Raw genomic sequence first — 17,591 nt, 5'->3', positions numbered from 1 at the left:
GAATCGGCTCAAACAAAAAACTAAAGTTGCTAAGGTTCACAGAAAGGTACGTAACCAGAGACTTGATTTTAACCATAAGTTGAGCAGGGCTCTTGTCAACAGGTTTGACAGGATAGTGTTCGAGGATCTGAGTATCAAGAACATGGTTAAGGATCATCATCTTGCAAAATCAATAATGGATGTTGCATGGGGTCAACTGATACAGATGACAAAAAGCAAAGCGGAAGAGGCTGGCAAGTATGTCGAATTGGTTAATCCATACAACACATCACAAAAATGCAGCAGCTGTGGAAACATCGTCAAAAAGAGTTTAGCTGTCAGGGTTCACAGATGTCAAGAGTGTGGACTTGAGCTTGACAGAGACATTAATGCTGCAATCAATATTCTCGATCTATGCACCGTAGGGACTACGGATAGAGCCTGTGGAGTCACGGACGTTGGTCTGGGCTATGAAGCAGGAAGCCACCCATTTTAATGGGCGGTAGTTCACCAGTTCAAACAATTAAATATATATAATATGTTTTCATACTCTGCATCTCATATGGGGTATTTAAAAGTGTGTACTTATAGAGTGTGGATAAAATGAGCGACGAAAGTGGATCCGGTCAGGATACGTAGGATTACAGTTGTTACAGCAGGACCGGTATAACCGCCATACTGCCTGCGTTCAACGAAGGTGTCTCCATCGGGAGTGTGGTGCTCCTTACAAGACACTACGTTGATGAAGTGCTAGTTGTCGATGATGGCAGCAGTGACAATACTGCGAAGATAGCCGAGATGGCAGGTGCAAGGGTCATCGTGCACCCCGAGAACATGGGTAAAGGTGCAGCACTGCGAACAGGCTTTGATGCTGCAAAGAACTCACACGTCATCGTGACCCTGGACACTGACGGCCAGCACGATCCCCAACAGATCCCCTGCCTTGTAGCTCCTATCCTTTCAGGCCAGGCCGACATGGTAAACGGCAGCAGATACCTGCACGGCAAGGAGACCGACACTCCCTCATACAGGAGGGTCGGCCAGACAGTGCTCGACCAGGCCACCAAGCTCAACAGCGGAATAGACATAACCGACACCCAGAGCGGTTTCAGGGCCTTCTCAGGTCACATTTCCGATGCCTTCCGTTTCAAGGCCCACAATCTCGCCATCGAGAGCGAGATGCTGGCAGACGCCTCCAATGCAGGCCTGCGAATAAAAGAAGTGGACATAGATGTCCGCTACGACGTGGACTGCTCCACGGAACACCCGGTAAAACACGGCATAGGAGTTCTCGTAAAGATCCTCAGGGACATGGAGTTCAACAAACCCCTGTACTATTTCACAGTTCCCGGCATGGCAATGGGCCTGACCGGCCTGTATTTCGGAATAAGTTTCCTGCAATCCTTCTCTATGGGTGGAAGTCTTCCTTTCGGTCCAACGCTATTAATGGTAATGCTGATGATCATAGGCACTTTCATGGCATTCACAGGAATTATCCTGCACTCCATCGCAAGGTCCATTCACATGCTTGTCCCAAGAGCTTCGTTCGCTCGTCCCAATCCTGAACATGTAGGTGTTGTTGAGGATGCTGGAGATGTGGAGGCTGTGGCAGTGAAGAAGGCTGGTGAGGTTAGGGTTGCTGCGGATGTGCAGCGGTGAGTATTGCTATGGGAGTCTTGCATGGCTCATGATCATTTAAATCTCCAACATAATTTGCCCTATTAAAATCTCCACTTCAGTTTTATCTGAATAACGAAAAGGTGTTCATCATGAAAATATTGGCATTCACATCTACTATAGATCTTAAACATCGTTTAGGATGCACTCCTTCCTGGTGGCAGTTACTGAAAGCACTCCACGAAACCGGAAATGAAGTGATAGTACTGCCTTATTTAGGTGGTTCTGTGGAGAGCCTCTGGTGGAGAACCTACGATAATCCCTGTAAAACTGAGAGTCTGCTGTTCAATAAGTTCCTGAACAAGCAGAAAAAGGTAGTTGATCCGGCAAAGACCCAGGGATTGTTATCCCCGATCACCAGTAACCTGATAAAATACGATGTAAAACCAAAGGTCAGGAAACAGTTACACAAGATCATCGAAAAGGAAAAGGACATCGATCTTATCTTCTTCATGAACATACCCCTGAACCATATAACAGGCATAGCCTCTGAGATCAAATCAGAGTTTAATATTCCATGTATATACTACGATGGAGATATGCCAACTATACTGCCAAAGTATGCCAGTGAAAGAGGCTTTAAATTTGATTATTATGTAGGTGCAGACCTTTCAGAATACGATGCTTTCTTCGTGAACTCAAAAGGTGTCATAGATGATCTCAAGGAAGCAGGGGCAAAGAATGTCCAACCGCTCTACTATGCGGCCGACCCAGATCTCTTCGCACCGGTGAACGTGGAAAAGACCAGGGATGTCTCCTTCTTCGGCTACGGTAGCGAACTCCGGGAAGAGTGGATGACAAAGATGATATCCGAACCCAGCAAGAAAATGGACAGTACCAACTTCTCAGTGGGTGGCGGTCATTTCGGAATAGACATGGGTAATTCTGATCTGGTAGGAGACATCTCATACAGTGCATTCCGTGAGTTCTGCTGTGGCAGCAAGATCAATCTCAACATAACCCGATGGTCCCATACTAACATATATGCATCAGCCACAGCCAGACCCTTCGAACTGGCAGCCTATGGCGCATGCATGGTCTCCCAGCCCTACAATGGAATAGATGAATGGTTCGACATTGGAAAGGAACTCATTGTGGTCAATAGTGAAGAAGAGGCCATAGAAACCTATGAATGGCTGTTGTCGGATGATGAAGAAAGGACGAAGATTGGTGAGAAGGCAAGGGAGAGGGTGCTCAAGGAGCATACTTACAGGAATAGGGCTGAAACGATCATTGAAATATATACTAAAATAAGATAAATAAAAGCGATTATCATGAAAATTTTACAAATAGTGTTGTGGTTTCCTCCAGCTTATTCATATGGTGGGCCAGTAAAATCAGTTTATGAATTGTCAAAAAATTTAGTGGAGAAAGGACATGATGTAACCGTATTCACCACAGATGCCTTTGATGAAAACAGTCGCTTTAGATTTAAAGAAAATCCAACATATATGGATGGAATTAAGGTTTATCGTTTTAAAAATATAAGCAATTATTTGTGCAAAAAAAACTTTGCTATTGCACCATCTATGGCACTAAAACTTGATAAAGAAATAGCCAACTTTGATCTCGTTCACATACACGATTTTCGTTCAGTTGAAACAATATTTGTTCACTATTATGCAAAAAAGTATGGTGTTCCTTATGTGTTACATCCGAGAGGATCTGCTCCAACAACGACTGGTAAAACTAAATTTAAAAAGTTATTCGATTTCTTTTTTAGTGAAAGTATATTTAATGATGCTTCCAAAATAATTGCATCTTCTAAGGTTGAGTCCGATGAGTACTACAAGTTATTTCCAGACTTGGATCTCGAAAAAGTTGTGCATGTCCCAAATGCAATGGATTGGAATAAGTATCAAAAATTGCCAAATAAGGGTATATTCAAAAACAAATATTCAATCAAAGATAATCAAAAAGTCGTGCTTTTTTTGAGTCGTTTGCATGAAATAAAAGGTACAGATATTTTAATCGAGGCTTTTGCTCAACTCGCAAACGAATTTGATAATTTAAAGTTGGTTGTTGCTGGCCCGGATGAAAATGGTAATCTTTCAAAACTAAAATCTAAATCAAAAGAATTAGGTTTAGATTCAGATATTATATTCCCTGGTCCTCTTTATGGCACTGATAAAATTGAAGCTTACGTAGACGCTGACGTATTTGTTTTACCTTCTAGATATGATTCTTTTGCCAATGTCGTATTGGAAGCTTGTGCGTGTGGAACTCCAATCATTGCAACTGATAAATGTGGTGTCACAGAATGGATTAAAGATGTTGGTTATATTGTTGAATGTGATGTTGATCAAATCAAAGATGCAATGTATAAACTATTAAAAGACGATAAATTATGTCAAAAATTTGGAGACAATGCCCGTAATTTGGTATATGGTTCCTTTGGCTGGGATTGTATTATTGATGAAATAGAGGATACTTATGAAGATGTTATCAGGATTTCCTCATGAAAATAACGTTGTTACCTTTATTACCTGCCCTGAAATAGGTTTTAATCCGGGAATAGAGCGTGTGATAGGTGAATTGTCTAATTCTCTAGCAAATAAAGGTCATGAGGTTAATGTAATTACTACCTTTAGAAATGCTGGGGAATTATAAATAGAACTTGACCAAAATGTTACATTAGATGGGCGTGGTGGAATATAAATTGGTTCTGATACACTAGTGGGTTTTGAATCAATAATTCTTACAAGTAGCCATAATTATATGCAAAAAAATGTTCTGATAAGAGAACAAGGTATGTATTATGCACCTGTTATAATCGGAAAAGATGTTTGGGTTGGGACAAGAGTGATTATTCTTCCTGGTGTTACAATTGGAGATGGAGCGGTTATTGGAGCAAATTCAGTAGTATCTAAGGATGTTTAACCAAACACTGTAGTTGCAGGATCTCCTGCGAAATTTATAAAAGAAAGATGATATATGTGTGAATTGGAGAATGTGATGATGCAAAAAAAAGAACGAGTTGTGGGGATAGTTACGATGCCGGTGACAAATGCTGGATTTATACCGTTACTAAATCTAGTAGATATAATTAAATCACTCTCTGAAAATATCCACGTGATTACTGGAGGAATTGGTGCAAACATTCCTGAATACTACAAAGAGTGCAATGTACATGTTATTAAACATAAAATTGGAACCAATCCGTTTAAAAGAATAGTATATTATATTCACACTCAAATTAAATATTCTTTAAAAATAGTCTCTTGTAAGAATGTAGATTTATGGATTTTTTTTATAGGTGGCGATACTCTATTATTACCAATGATAGCAGCTAAATTGCTAAGGAAGAAAGTTGTGTTAGCTTCTGCCTGTTCTATTCTGCAATGTTCAAAAGCAAATAATGATCGCATTTCAAACTTCGTAAGTATTTTAGAGCACATTAATCGCCTTCTTGCAAATTGTATTGTTCTTCACTCATCAAACCTTATAACAGATTGGAATTTAGAGAAATACAGAAACAAAATCCGTATAGGTCATGAATATTTTTTAGATTTTAATGAATTTAGACCGAAGTGTGATATATCTAAAAGAAAAAATTTGATTGGTTTTGTCGGAAGGTTGAGTGGCGAAAAAGGCGTTTTAAATTTTGTTTACTCGATAATAGAAATATTGAATATAAGAGATGATGTGGAATTTTTAATAATAGGTGAAGGAAACCTACGAGAGGAGATTGAACGATATTTAGCTTATAATAATTTGAATAATAAAGTGCACCTTACTGGTTGGGTTGAACATGAAAAATTACCCGATTGCTTAAATAGTCTTAAATTATTGGTGATTCCATCATATACCGAGTCAGGTCCTATTATAGCTCTCGAAGCTATGGCCTGTGATACACCTATTCTTGCAACACAGGTTGGTCACATCTTGAAGATGGTGGATGATGGAAAAACAGGATTTATCATGGAAGACAATTCTCCAAAATGTATTGCAAAAAATATCCTAAGAGTATTGGAGTTTGAAAACATAGAAACCATTACAAAAAGTGCAAGGTATAGTGTATCTAAATATTTTTCATATAATGCTGCTCTTGAAACGTATCGTATGATATTGGATGACATATAAGGTTTAATATGAAATTGAAATATAGTTGTTAGGATTTGCGTATATTTACATTAATTTCACTCTATATATGTGATATGGCAATTTTGTTTGACATTCCATTATTAAGGCAAATTAGTGGAATCTTCACTATCTTATTTTACCCCGGATTTTTGATCGTTTACTGCATGAAAATTGATAAAATAAGTTTCATTGAAAGATTTGTTCTCTCTGTCGGGTTAAGCGTTTCATTATTATTTTTTGTTGGATTATTGTTAAACTTTTTATCGGTTGAGTTTGGTTATTTAACTCCGCTATCTCTTACTCCTTTATTAGTTTCTTTTAATGTAGTGATTATTGCCTTGTCCATGATTGGATATAAGTTTAATAAAGATTTAATACTTTTCAAATTTAATCTTAATTTAAGCACTTTGGAAAAATTATTTCTCAGTATCGCAGTATTATTTCCAGCATTAAGTATATTTGGAATGTTCTTTCTGAATAGTACTGGCAACAATATAATCACAATTACTTTTTTTGTAGCAATTTTTATTTACCTGATTCTTGTCTGTATTTTTAATTATAGGTGTGCAAATATATATCCATATATTATATTCTTAATGAGTATATCTCTCTTGCTTTTATATGCATTAAGATCAAATCATATTATTGGGATTGATAGTCATTTGGAATATTACTTTTTTCAGAATACTATGAATAATATGTATTGGAGCGTACTTGAAAATAGTATACTTGATGCAAGTCTTAGTATCTCATTATTACCAACTATATGTCAAATTATATTTAATACATCTTCAGAATTTTTGTTTAAAGTATTGTATGTATTGATATATTCAATTTCCCCTTTAATCGTATATATTATGTCTAAAAAATATTTGGGAGAATTTGGTGCATTTCTTGCGGCATGTTTCTTTATGTTTCAGTATAGTTTTTTAACAGTAGTTATGAATGCACGTACATCTATTGCCATATTTTTCTTTGCACTGGCTTTAATGGTCCTTTTCAATGACAAGATAAATCAGATTCAAAAAAGAGCTTTATTCATCATATTCATGGTTTCCATTATAATGTCACACTATTCGACTGCATATATATTCATTTTTATTATGAGCATTACTTTTATAATTATGACAATATTAGCATATATGTGTCCAATTAAAAAAATCATTAATGGGAATACAATAGCTTTGCTAACTGTATTTATTGTTTTCTGGTATTCACTAATTACAGGAGCAGCCTTTAACTCTGGTGTTCTTTTTATCCAGAAAACATTTATAAGCTTAAACCAGCTTTTTATAGTCGAATCAAGAGGTGGTGGGGTACCGGCTTTACTTGGAGATGGAATTGCACATAAACCCATTGCAGATCAGATAGAGTTTATGTCGACGTGGTTGACTTTTATCTTTATTGGTATTGGAATTGTCACGGTTATATTGCATTATAAAGAAATGTCTTTTCCAGAATTAAACTACAAAAAATCAGATACATTAAAAATAAAATTTGAATCTGGGTATTTTGTAATTGCACTTATTTGTACTGGACTTTTGTTCATGATGGTTGCACTACCTTTTATTTCAAAAGGATATGGAATTCAAAGATTATATGCCATGACACTTATCATTTTATCTGTTTTCTTTGTACTTGGAATTGATTCGGTTGCGAAAATTGTGCGTGTTAAACCATATTTGATCTTTTTCCTTATAGTAATTCCTTATTTTTTCTCTATTTCAGGTGTAACACATAGTGCCTTGGATATGGAATCAACAATTTTGTTAGATTCGGAAGGAGAACAGTACCATCTGTATTATGTATATGACCAAGAAAGTTATGGCGCAAAATGGATGAAGGATCATAGTTATGTTAACAGTAGAGTATTCACTGATTTTTATGGGAGATTTAGATTGATTAGTCAAGGTAATTATCCACCAAAATCAGTTGGATGGTACAATCTTAAGTTACATCAAAATAATGATGGATATATTTATTTAAGAGCTTATAATGTCATTTATGGTAAATTTGTAGAACGTGATGAGTCTTCACGTATCATCAGTTCGACTAATTTATCTGATTATGATGACTTTTTTATCAATAAGAATCTAATTTACAATAATAATGGTACGGAGATATATATATGACAAAAATACTTTTGCTTAATGTGGGTTGGTCAAATAAGGGCAACCTTGCATTAATTCATTCGACGATGATGACAATTGAAAATTTCATTCCAGACGTTGAATGGAATTTACTAGGACCCGAAAAAATAAGTAAAGATGATTTTGTTGTCAAGAAAAGGATAGCATGGGGCCTATCTATACGAAAACCACAATATACAATAATATCTTTATTATATTTAATAAAATGTTTTTATATTTATTTACTTAGAAAATTAAATGTTGAATACTCTCTTGCCACAAGTTCAAAGTTGTTCGATTACTATGATTGTGATTTGGTTATTAACAGCGGAGGTGATCAAATGAGTGGGGAGAATGGTATCGGAGTTTTAGGCAATTATGTGAATATCTTATATGCTGTTTTGTTAGGAAAACCAGTTGTTCTTTATGGTGAGAGTCTTGGTTATTTCAAAAGTTCAACACTCAATTATATCACAAAATTGGTTTTTAATAAAACACAATTAATAATAGTTAGAGAAAACATCTCCGAAAAATATCTCGTTGAAAATGGCATAACTGATCCTAAAATATGTGTGACATCGGACCCAGCTTTTCTTTTAAGTCCAGTTTCACAAGACCATGTTTTTAATATTTTATCTGCTGAAGGTATAAATGATATTCAAAGACCTCTTATTGGAATAAATCCGAGTGGATTAATTAATAAGTTCATGGAAGGAGAAAAACAAGAAAGTGCTGAGAAATTCATTGGTATCATGGCAGAAGTAATTGACAATTTAATTGATAACTTAAATGCTGTAATCATTATGGTACCTCATGTCTACAGCACTGGTAATGATGACCGGATTGTGATTAACCGTATTTTCAAATCCGTTAAAAATAAATCAAAGTTACTATCGATAAAAAACGAACACTCTCCTGAAGAACTAAAAGGAGTAATTGGTTTATGTGATTTATTCATCGGGGCAAGGATGCACGCGACGATTGCATCAACATCTATGCTCGTTCCAACTGTGGGAATTGCTTATAGTCATAAAATGCACGGTATAATAGGTGAAATGTTAGGGCAGGAAAAATATATCATAGATATTAATGATTTAGATTATACAAGTTTGATATCAAAGATAAATGATGCTTGGGAAAATAAAGAAAAAATAAAAAAAGAATTACAAGCAAAAATTCCAATAATAAAAGATAAGGCAATGTCAAATGGCAAATTCGTGAAAGAACTATTAGATTCGTCATAATTTCATAATATTTTGTTAAAATATTTTCTTTTTTTTTTTAAAATCTAAATTTGACAGTTACTGTTTATTCCTAGAAAAGGCAATCAAAAAAGTACATTTATACCAATTTTGATTAGGCTAAATACCTAATTTTGAGCTATAAATGGACAATTTCATAACAAATCCGGTTAATTTATCTAAACTGTCAAAGTTGAGTTGTAATTATCCTTTTCCAATGTTTCTCTGGAAAAGACTAATAATTGTTCAATACATGATTATATTTCTCAATTATTTCGGTTGGATTCTTTAATCATGGCCTATTCTATTCAATCATCAATTTCAGGAGTTTAATCTAAAATAAAAAGAGTAGTCTCCTGATTATTTTTCAATGTGATATTTGATTTTTTGGATAAATTGAGATGGTAACTTAAAAAATTTATTTAGTAATTGTATTCTATTCATTATTCTTAGATTGTATTGCATTTCGCCTTTGAATTTACTTGTATTAAACTTGTTTTCCTGAAAGCATTCTTTTAATACGCTTTTACTTAATTGCTGCATCTTAATTTTGATTTGAAATTCATTTTTTTTAATCAAACTAATATTGTCACTTAGTCTAACTCTTTTTTTGTGTGAATTCAATTTATTTTTTTGTTCTATGTATAGCCGATATGAAAGTAAATCTCTTTTAAGGTCTATGACTCCTGCCTGGCTTTGAACGATTTTATCGATCGATATGGTATTAGCATCTATCTGACTGCTCTCAATTCCATCCGAAAATATATCATTTACAAAAGAGGATCTAACTAATGCCAAACTGGTCCCCTTGCTATCCTTTGAATATTCCGGCAGCCACGCATCCATAAACACTACATCAGCAAGTTCTGCAAAGACATCATCACAAAAACTGCATGCATTTGGGGTGAACCATCTATTGACCCAGGCTTCAGACACTCCCTCGTTCCTGAATATCTTTCCTTCGGAACCTCTTTCATTGACGCAATTAAAATAAAAGGCATTGGTATTTAAGTAGAGTTTTTATATTATTAGGACCTATATTTATGCATGAACTGTCCCAGGTGTAAGAGCTCCAATCATAAAAAGAACGGTAAAATCGACGGACGCCAACGCTACAAATGCCATGATTGTGGGTATAACTATTCAGTGGAGATTAAATCAACTGCTAGCCCCATGTCTGTTAAACGGCAGGCCTTACAACTCTATCTCGAAGGATTAGGATTTCGTTCAATTGGACGTTTTTTAGGAGTTAGCCATGTTTCTGTCCAAAAATGGATAAAGAAGTTTGGTCGTGAATTAGAGGATCTAAAGAGCGAAAATGAAATATCGATTGTTGAATTAGACGAAATGCACACTTACATCGGGAACAAAAAAAATATTGTTGGATCTGGATTGCTGTTGATAGAGATGGAAAAAGGTTCATCGACTGCTCTTTTGGTAGCAGGGGAACGGAAACAGGACAAAAGCTCTGGAAAAAGTTAAAGGGGAAGGAGATTGGAGAAGTGATGACTGATCACTGGAGGGCATATGCAGAGTTTGTTCCAGAAAAAATTCATACTCAATCCAAAGCTGAAACATATACTGTTGAAGGATATAACAGCATACTTAGACACTTTCTGGCAAGATTGAGAAGAAAGTCAAAGTGTTATACTAAGAGTCTTGAAATGCGGAAGTACTCTGTTCTTCTTTTAATGAAGTACAGAAATAAAGAACTAGCTATGTTTAGTTAACAATGCCAAATAAAAATTGCTTGCCGGTTTATCAGGACTTTTTCCTCGGTAGCATACGTTTTGAAGCTTTCCATCTGCTTTTGCTAAGGTAGAGAGATATGTTGTATAATGCTTGCTTTTTGTCTGTCCACAAACAAGGCCAATGGTAACAGTGATCATCTCCCTCAGCTTTTTGTTCTTTTGACCAGCAAGTCTCAAGCCTTTCAAGAAACATGGCAATCCGGTTATAGCATAGCGCCCAGGAGTATTCAGCATTCTCTGGATCACCTGTGACATCTCTACAGGATAATACGCAGACCCTGAAGAATTCAACACAGAATCTGCATCTTCAAATATTTCAAATTTGAATAGTTTCTCAGAGTCGTTATTAGGTGTGACACAGACCACATAATCAACAATGTCCTTTTGAAGTAATGTTGTGAGAAGCCAGGTTGCCATTCCACCAGATGCACTGCTTTGTCTGAAATCATCTGAATAACCGACATAAGAATCAAGATAATATCCCGTCTCAAATAGATATTTGATTTCATTTATGTCTTCATAGAGCTCTGTTCCTAAAACAGTTTCGTTTTTGTTTCCATCGTTAAATGGGCATACACTCATGCATAAGTCACATTTATCCGAGCAATTTCCTTCCTTTACTGGATTATATTCTCCATACTCATTGAATTTCATTACCAATGCTTTTTGGGGACACATTGCTGCACAAATACCGCAACCGATGCAAAGGTCATTTTTGACAATGTTCTCAATTACATTTGGCTTCAAGTTTTACCGACTCCTTATTGAAGGTGGCAGAAATGATTCTATTATCCTACGGTCTGATTGATTTAAGCCTACAGACCATACCACTAAAATATACGCTACACTGATTATTGTGCAATAAATTATCAATGAGATCAGAGATGAGATCTCAAAGTAGTAATTGATTATTTTAATAGTACTTACAATTGCTATCACTGACAGAAAACCAGATGCTATTGAGCTTGTAAATGTATTTTTTGAAATTTCTAAGACCTTGCTTGCATACCATGGTATAAATAAAGTATTTTTAGTTGTCAGCATAATAGCTCCTGCAATTGCTACTCCATAGTAACCCCAATCAGTGAATAAAGACAGTATTATTGCTAATAGAAAGTTTCCAAATCCCATAAACAAAGTGACTATTCCGGGAATTCTAACCTTATTAAATGAAACATTTATTGAAAATAATGGTAACACGGAAAGGTTGATTACAAGGTGAATTAAGAGTACAAGCATCAATGGAGAAAGTTTAGCAAATTCGGGTCCAATCCATAATGTTAAAATTTGTGGGGCAAAACCAATTATAATTCCTATTGGTAAAGCCATAGCAAATCCCATAAATTTGACTGCTTTTTTTGAGAACGTAATAATGTCCTCATATCTTTTCTTTGCATAATATGCCAAAATAATTGGAGTGACAACACTTGCTAGCATGGCTGCTATGGATCTCAATAGGGTGCTCCATATCAGTACCATGGAGTATTCTCCCCCAGCAGTTGCTCCAAACAACTTATTTACAACGATCAGATCGATCTGAAGGAACAAAAGTGCTCCAATTTGATTGACCGTTACCCATCCGCCCATTTGGGCCAATTTTTTTAACCTGGATGGTTTAAAATCAGAATAATTAAGCTTTAGGTGTGGATTTATTTTTCTTGATAAAATTATTGTGACAACAAAAGCTGCTAATGAACCTAACAGATAAGAAAAGCCAATATAGCTTAATTTTGGGGAAAACATTAAGAACAATATCACAATTGCTGATACTTGAACTATGATGTTAACTATATTTACGATGTTTTGTAGATCAAGACGATTATATGCAAATAATGAAACTCCAAAATTACTACTCCAGGCTCTGATCAGGAAAGCCCCAATAACTCCCAGGAAAAGTAAAAACGCATCATGCTTTTGGTTTAATGGAATATCAAAAAATGTAGGTGCATAATAAGATAAAATCAAAGCTATTGGAATAGTTAATATTATTATCCCAAGTGTTCCAAACAAAGCAGTGTTAAATGTGACATTTGCTTTCTTAAAGTCCTGACTTTGTAAGTCGACTGTTAAATATCTTGAAACTGACATATTAAGTGATTGGGTTACCAATCCCACATAGCTTGTAACAGAAGTTGCTAAAGGAATAATTGCATAGCCAGCGACTCCAAGATTATCAATAAAAAAAGGAACTAATAATATCCCAATGATTAGATTTATTGCAAAATATATGCCGTTTGAGATGAGATTCTTTGGTAATTGCTTACTCAGAGCTTTCTGGGATGTAGTGTCAAACAATTTGTATTCTCCAGTTTAATATGAAAATTGGTGCTGTAAGAATCGTACTGGTGTTTTTATTTAATATTTGTTTCTCAAAGTGCTCATAAAAGACAAGGTCCATATCATTTCCATCGTATTGGGTGGTTTGAGGAATCTTAAAATGAAGTCTTTTGTTCTGTCACTTTTTTTATGCTCTAGGAGTGGAGGGGGACAATAGCTTTTTCATTTTTAAAATTTTTTTATTATTTAGTCAAGTTGTTGATTATTTAGTGTACCACTTATAAGTTTTTTCAATCCCCTTGCTCAAACCTATTTTAGCTTTCCATCCTATATTATTTAATCTCCCAACATCCAGCAATTTCTGCGGTGTACCATCTGGTTTGGAAGTGTCATACCTTATCTCACCCTCAAAACCAATAACTTCCCTTATCAAATCTGCCAGCTCAGCAATAGAAATATCTTCGCCAACCCCAATGTTTACAAATTCTCCAACATCCTTGGCATCGAAGTTCTCCATCAAATGCACACAGGCATCTGCCATATCGTCCACATGCAGGAATTCCCTGCGTGGTTTTCCTGTTCCCCATACAACAACTTCAGAGTCGTTGTTGATCTTTGCTTCGTGGAACTTGCGTAATAATGCAGGCAGGACATGGGAGGTCTGCAGGTCGAAGTTATCATTTGGACCGTAGAGGTTTGTTGGCATTACGGACATGAAATTTGTTTCGTACTGCTGGTTGAAGTGTTTGCACAATCTTATGCCTGCGATCTTTGCTATTGCGTAGGCCTCATTCGTCTCCTCCAGCTCTCCGGTAAGCAGGTATTCTTCTTTCATGGGCTGGGGTGCGAATTTTGGATAGATGCAGGATGAGCCCAGGAATAGCAGTTTTTTCACAGCATATTTGTGTGCAGCATGGATCACATTGGTCTCTATCATCAGATTGTCGTATATGAAATCAGCGGGGCATGTGCTGTTTGCAAGGATGCCTCCTACTTTTGCAGCAGCGAGGAAGACGTATTCTGGTCTTTCCTTTTCGAAGAAATCATGGACAGCTTTCTGGTCCGTAAGGTCAAGTTCCTGATGGGTGTGGTAGATGAGGTTGTTATAGCCCTTTGATTCGAGTTTTCTGACTATGGCCGAACCTACAAGGCCACGGTGTCCTGCAACATATATCCTAGTATTTTTATCCATAAGGGTTACCTTCTATTACCGTTGTTTTCGAGGATAGTTTCCTCTTCGGCCTTTACCATGATCTTTACAAGTTCTTCCAGCTTCATACTGGCTTCCCAGCCGAGTATTTCTCTGGCTTTGGAAGGGTCGCCTATCAGAAGGTCCACTTCTGTGGGTCTGTAGTAGCTGGGATCGATCTCGATGAGTACCTTCCCGGTGTCAGCATCGATACCGACCTCATCAACACCTTCGCCCTGCCATTCAATGGTGATTCCAAGTTCTGTGAATGTGAGTTCTACAAATTCTCTTACTGATCGGGTCTCACCTGTGGCTATCACAAAATCATCTGGACTATCCTGCTGGAGCATGAGCCACATTGCCTCAACATAATCTTTGGCAAAACCCCAGTCCCTTTTTGCGTCAAGGTTGCCAAGGTAGATTTTTTCCTGTAAGTTATGTTTTATCTTTGCAGCAGCCATGGTGATCTTTCTGGTGACGAATGTCTCTCCTCTGATCGGGGATTCGTGGTTGAACAGGATGCCATTGCATGCAAACATATTGTAGGCTTCCCTGTAATTGATAGTGATCCAATAAGCGTATAATTTTGCAGCAGCATAGGGGCTTCTTGGGTAGAAAGGGGTTGTCTCTTTCTGTGGTATCTCCTGGACCTTTCCATAGAGTTCACTTGTCGATGCCTGGTAGAACTTTGTTTTCTTTTCCATTCCAAGAATGCGTATGGCTTCCAGAAGGCGAAGTGTGCCTATTGCATCGGAGTTTGCTGTGTATTCAGGGGTTTCGAATGATACCTGCACATGGCTTTGTGCAGCAAGGTTGTATATCTCATCAGGCTTTGTTTCCTGTATGATCCTTATCAGGTTTGTGGAGTCCGTAAGGTCTCCATAGTGCATGAAGAAGTTCACATTTCTCTCATGGGGGTCATGGTACAGGTGGTCTACACGTTCAGTGTTAAAAGAGGAGGATCTTCTTTTGATGCCATGGACAATGTATCCTTTGTCCAGCAGGAACTCTGCAAGATAGGCACCATCCTGTCCTGTTATGCCTGTGATCAATGCAACGTTTGTCATTTTAATATCTCCTTTATGAAACGTATATGGCTTGTAACCAATTAGTCGATTTGTAAAAAGAATTTATTTTATATTCGAAACTCTTTGAAAGCATATTCATATTTATGTTATTTGGTTTTGGGTTTTGACGGATAGATACAGTCCAATGACGTAGATTTGTAGGAGATGTTAAAAATGATCACTTAAAAAAAACCTCAATTTCTTCCATACACATCATCAAATCTGACAATATCTTTTTCGTCTACAAGTTCACCAAGCTGTACCTCAATGATCTCAAGCGGAACTTTGCTGGGGTTTGAAAGCCTGTGTTTTTCTCCGGCCCGTATGAATGTGCTTTCGCCCGGTCTTACAAAGAATTTCTTATCGTTTACCTGGACGCAGGCCATACCTTTCACAACGACCCAATGTTCGCTTCTGTGATAGTGTAATTGAAGACTTAACTTTCTCTCCGGAAGGACGGTTATGTTCTTTATGACATGTTTTTGAGAACTTTCAAGCACTGTGTAGGAACCCCAGGGCCTGTAAACAGTCTGTCCGATATATGCCCTTTCATCGTCCCTGCTCTTTAGTTCGCTTACAACATCCTTTACTTTCTGGCTGCTTTCCTTTGGGCAGACAAGCAGAGCGTCCGGGGTGTCCACAACAACCATATCGTTGACATCGATGAGTGAAACTAATTTCCCTGTTTTTGAGTGTATCAGGTTATTGCTTGAATCCAAAGGCAGATATTCGCAATCTTGGACAACATTTCCTTCCGGATCCTTTTCGAACTCATCATAGATCGCAGAGAAATTGCCGAGATCGCTCCATTTGTGGTCAAGCCTGACAACAGCTACTTTGTCAGATTTCTCCATTATTCCGTAGTCTACTGAAATGTTTGGAACTTCTTTGTATATGCTGGAAATGTCATTTGTTTTTTCAAAGCTTTTGTATATATCGGAACTGTGGTTATTTAGTTCATTAAAGAATATCTCAGTATCAAAAAGAAACATTCCACTGTTCCATAAACAACCTTCATTGATGTATTTCCTGGCAGCGTTGGCATCTGGTTTTTCTCTGAATTCTGATACCTTTTGACCAACTCCAAGGGATTCTGCTGGCATTATGTATCCATAGCCTGTATTAGGTGATGCAGGTGCTATCCCAAAGGTCACAAGATGGTCAGATGCCAATGACTCTGCATCTGCGATCGTCTCCATTGCGGATATGTCGAGAACATGATCAGATGAAAATATTCCAACGGTCGATCTTCCAAATCTCCTTTCGATCTCTTTCATTCCAAAGCAGATAGCTGGGAGGGTGTTCTTGCCTTCTGGTTCGATCAGGATGTTCTTTTCTGGTAGTTCGTATCCAAGTTCCTGGATCTGTCCCCATACAAAGAACTTCTGTGAATCATTTGTTACAACAAAGATTTCCGAGATTTCCGAGATCTCAAGACAGCGAAGGACAGTTCCCTGAAAGAGGGAAGATTCGCCGAATTTCAGGAATTGTTTTGGATATTGTTCACGACTCAGGGGCCAGAGACGTGTGCCCGATCCACCTGCAAGGATTATAGATTTCATGGTGTTAATGCCTACTTAATAGCTTTTTTAAAATAAAATATATCTCTTTCAGAGATTAGACTTCCAAAACAGCATTTTCAGGATTGTCTCCCATAGCCCTGGAACAACACCCGAGCGTGCAACACAGCTCTCTATCAGCCACGCTCTTATGCACAACGAACGTATTCCCGCATATGGGACAGGTTTTTTCAACACATCTCAAATTTCACACCTTCCACGTTAATGGGTATAAATATATTTAAATGAATCGGCTTGATTTTCGGGATGTGTATATACAGTATGCTGGCATTGTTTTGAAGGCTCATTTCTAAGAAAATGTTGTTTTTCCTCATTTAAAGCAACATTTTGGTTTTGTTCTTCAAACATCATCATTCACTTTTACCCTGTGATCTCTTCAAATGCCCATGCACATCGATCTCTCCCTGGCCGATACGGGTGGACGATCTGGGAGCATCGTCATCCGTCATTACGTAGTTGATGTTCACTATCTTTATTTCGGGTCTTAAGGTACCCTTTCTTATCTCATTGATTTTCAGGGCTAGGGGGTGGGTCTCGGGGGGTACTACGATGAACTCGTAGTTTTCCTCAAGGGTCGAGCCGAAAGGGTCTTTCAGGGTCTGTATATTGTAGCTTTTC

Annotated in this window: 17 protein-coding genes and 1 pseudogene; 10 read left to right on the top strand and 8 right to left on the bottom strand. The window is 37.1% G+C overall.

What is annotated here, in order from left to right:
* Positions 1-475: RNA-guided endonuclease InsQ/TnpB family protein (locus KDK67_RS11500; RefSeq protein WP_250868935.1), on the top strand; the 475-nt coding region annotated here is incomplete at its 5' end.
* 89 nt (positions 476-564) lie between these two features.
* Here the strand turns inward: KDK67_RS11500 and KDK67_RS11495 are convergent.
* The gene (locus KDK67_RS11495) at positions 565-714 is read right to left on the bottom strand and encodes a hypothetical protein (RefSeq protein WP_250868934.1); all 150 of its coding nucleotides are present in this window, start codon (positions 712-714) and stop codon (positions 565-567) included.
* On the opposite strand from KDK67_RS11495, the gene KDK67_RS11490 reads away from it, so the two are divergent.
* From KDK67_RS11490 to KDK67_RS11455, 8 genes and pseudogenes are all read left to right on the top strand, one after another.
* Positions 694-1,638 carry a glycosyltransferase family 2 protein gene (locus KDK67_RS11490; RefSeq protein WP_338101261.1) on the top strand — a complete coding sequence of 315 codons (945 nt, stop codon included), beginning with the start codon at positions 694-696 and terminating at the stop codon, positions 1,636-1,638. The genes KDK67_RS11495 and KDK67_RS11490 overlap by 21 nt on opposite strands.
* Positions 1,639-1,748: 110 nt before the next feature.
* Entirely contained in the window at positions 1,749-2,915 is a 1,167-nt protein-coding gene (locus KDK67_RS11485; protein ID WP_250868933.1) for a CgeB family protein, read from the top strand.
* Between the two features lie 15 nt (positions 2,916-2,930).
* Positions 2,931-4,118, top strand: coding sequence for a glycosyltransferase (locus KDK67_RS11480; protein WP_250868932.1), 1,188 nt, complete (start codon positions 2,931-2,933; stop codon positions 4,116-4,118).
* Positions 4,090-4,266, top strand: coding sequence for a hypothetical protein (locus KDK67_RS11475; RefSeq protein WP_250868931.1), 177 nt, complete (start codon positions 4,090-4,092; stop codon positions 4,264-4,266). Before KDK67_RS11480 ends, KDK67_RS11475 begins: the two co-directional genes overlap by 29 nt.
* A gap of 159 nt (positions 4,267-4,425) precedes the next feature.
* Positions 4,426-4,533, top strand: a pseudogene (locus KDK67_RS11470) (DapH/DapD/GlmU-related protein); the annotation flags it as partial.
* Positions 4,534-4,611: 78 nt separating this feature from the next.
* Complete coding sequence (locus tag KDK67_RS11465) at positions 4,612-5,739, top strand: glycosyltransferase family 4 protein (RefSeq protein WP_250868930.1); 1,128 nt, start codon at positions 4,612-4,614, stop codon at positions 5,737-5,739.
* A gap of 164 nt (positions 5,740-5,903) precedes the next feature.
* Positions 5,904-7,871: a DUF2206 domain-containing protein gene (locus KDK67_RS11460; protein WP_250868929.1), complete on the top strand. Its 1,968-nt coding sequence runs from the start codon at positions 5,904-5,906 to the stop codon at positions 7,869-7,871.
* Positions 7,868-9,112 (top strand): polysaccharide pyruvyl transferase family protein, encoded by a 1,245-nt coding sequence (locus KDK67_RS11455; protein WP_250868928.1) that lies wholly within the window; start codon positions 7,868-7,870, stop codon positions 9,110-9,112. Before KDK67_RS11460 ends, KDK67_RS11455 begins: the two co-directional genes overlap by 4 nt.
* 357 nt (positions 9,113-9,469) lie before the next feature.
* On the opposite strand, the gene KDK67_RS11450 is transcribed toward KDK67_RS11455, so the two are convergent.
* Positions 9,470-10,045: a Coenzyme F420 hydrogenase/dehydrogenase, beta subunit C-terminal domain gene (locus tag KDK67_RS11450; RefSeq protein ID WP_250868927.1), complete on the bottom strand. Its 576-nt coding sequence runs from the start codon at positions 10,043-10,045 to the stop codon at positions 9,470-9,472.
* Between the two features lie 111 nt (positions 10,046-10,156).
* On the opposite strand from KDK67_RS11450, the gene KDK67_RS11445 reads away from it, so the two are divergent.
* Positions 10,157-10,839 (top strand): IS1 family transposase gene (locus tag KDK67_RS11445; RefSeq protein WP_420846946.1). Its coding sequence is split into 2 segments (ribosomal slippage): positions 10,157-10,517 and positions 10,517-10,839, totalling 684 coding nucleotides; the frame shifts between segments, so codons are not numbered across the junction.
* Here the strand turns inward: KDK67_RS11445 and KDK67_RS11440 are convergent.
* From KDK67_RS11440 to KDK67_RS11415, 6 genes are all read right to left on the bottom strand, one after another.
* Positions 10,822-11,607 (bottom strand): coenzyme F420 hydrogenase/dehydrogenase beta subunit N-terminal domain-containing protein, encoded by a 786-nt coding sequence (locus tag KDK67_RS11440; protein ID WP_250868925.1) that lies wholly within the window; start codon positions 11,605-11,607, stop codon positions 10,822-10,824. The genes KDK67_RS11445 and KDK67_RS11440 overlap by 18 nt on opposite strands.
* Before the next feature lie 3 nt (positions 11,608-11,610).
* Positions 11,611-13,155 (bottom strand): lipopolysaccharide biosynthesis protein, encoded by a 1,545-nt coding sequence (locus KDK67_RS11435; protein WP_250868924.1) that lies wholly within the window; start codon positions 13,153-13,155, stop codon positions 11,611-11,613.
* 244 nt (positions 13,156-13,399) lie between these two features.
* The gene (gene fcl / locus KDK67_RS11430) at positions 13,400-14,329 is read right to left on the bottom strand and encodes a GDP-L-fucose synthase (RefSeq protein WP_250868923.1); all 930 of its coding nucleotides are present in this window, start codon (positions 14,327-14,329) and stop codon (positions 13,400-13,402) included.
* A gap of 5 nt (positions 14,330-14,334) precedes the next feature.
* The gene (gene gmd, locus KDK67_RS11425; RefSeq protein ID WP_250868922.1) at positions 14,335-15,393 is read right to left on the bottom strand and encodes a GDP-mannose 4,6-dehydratase; all 1,059 of its coding nucleotides are present in this window, start codon (positions 15,391-15,393) and stop codon (positions 14,335-14,337) included.
* A gap of 194 nt (positions 15,394-15,587) precedes the next feature.
* On the bottom strand, positions 15,588-16,955 hold the full coding sequence (locus tag KDK67_RS11420) for a mannose-1-phosphate guanylyltransferase/mannose-6-phosphate isomerase (RefSeq protein WP_250868921.1): 1,368 nt from the start codon (positions 16,953-16,955) through the stop codon (positions 15,588-15,590).
* 368 nt (positions 16,956-17,323) lie between these two features.
* Positions 17,324-17,591, bottom strand: a 268-nt coding sequence (locus KDK67_RS11415; RefSeq protein WP_476738630.1) for a nucleotidyl transferase family protein, incomplete at its 5' end; no start/stop codon positions are given.

The sequence above is a fragment of the Methanococcoides seepicolus genome (assembly GCF_023684405.1).
Taxonomy (GTDB): domain Archaea; phylum Halobacteriota; class Methanosarcinia; order Methanosarcinales; family Methanosarcinaceae; genus Methanococcoides; species Methanococcoides seepicolus.
Note: the sequence above shows the minus strand (reverse complement) of the source record. Positions and strands in the feature narration are given on the sequence as shown.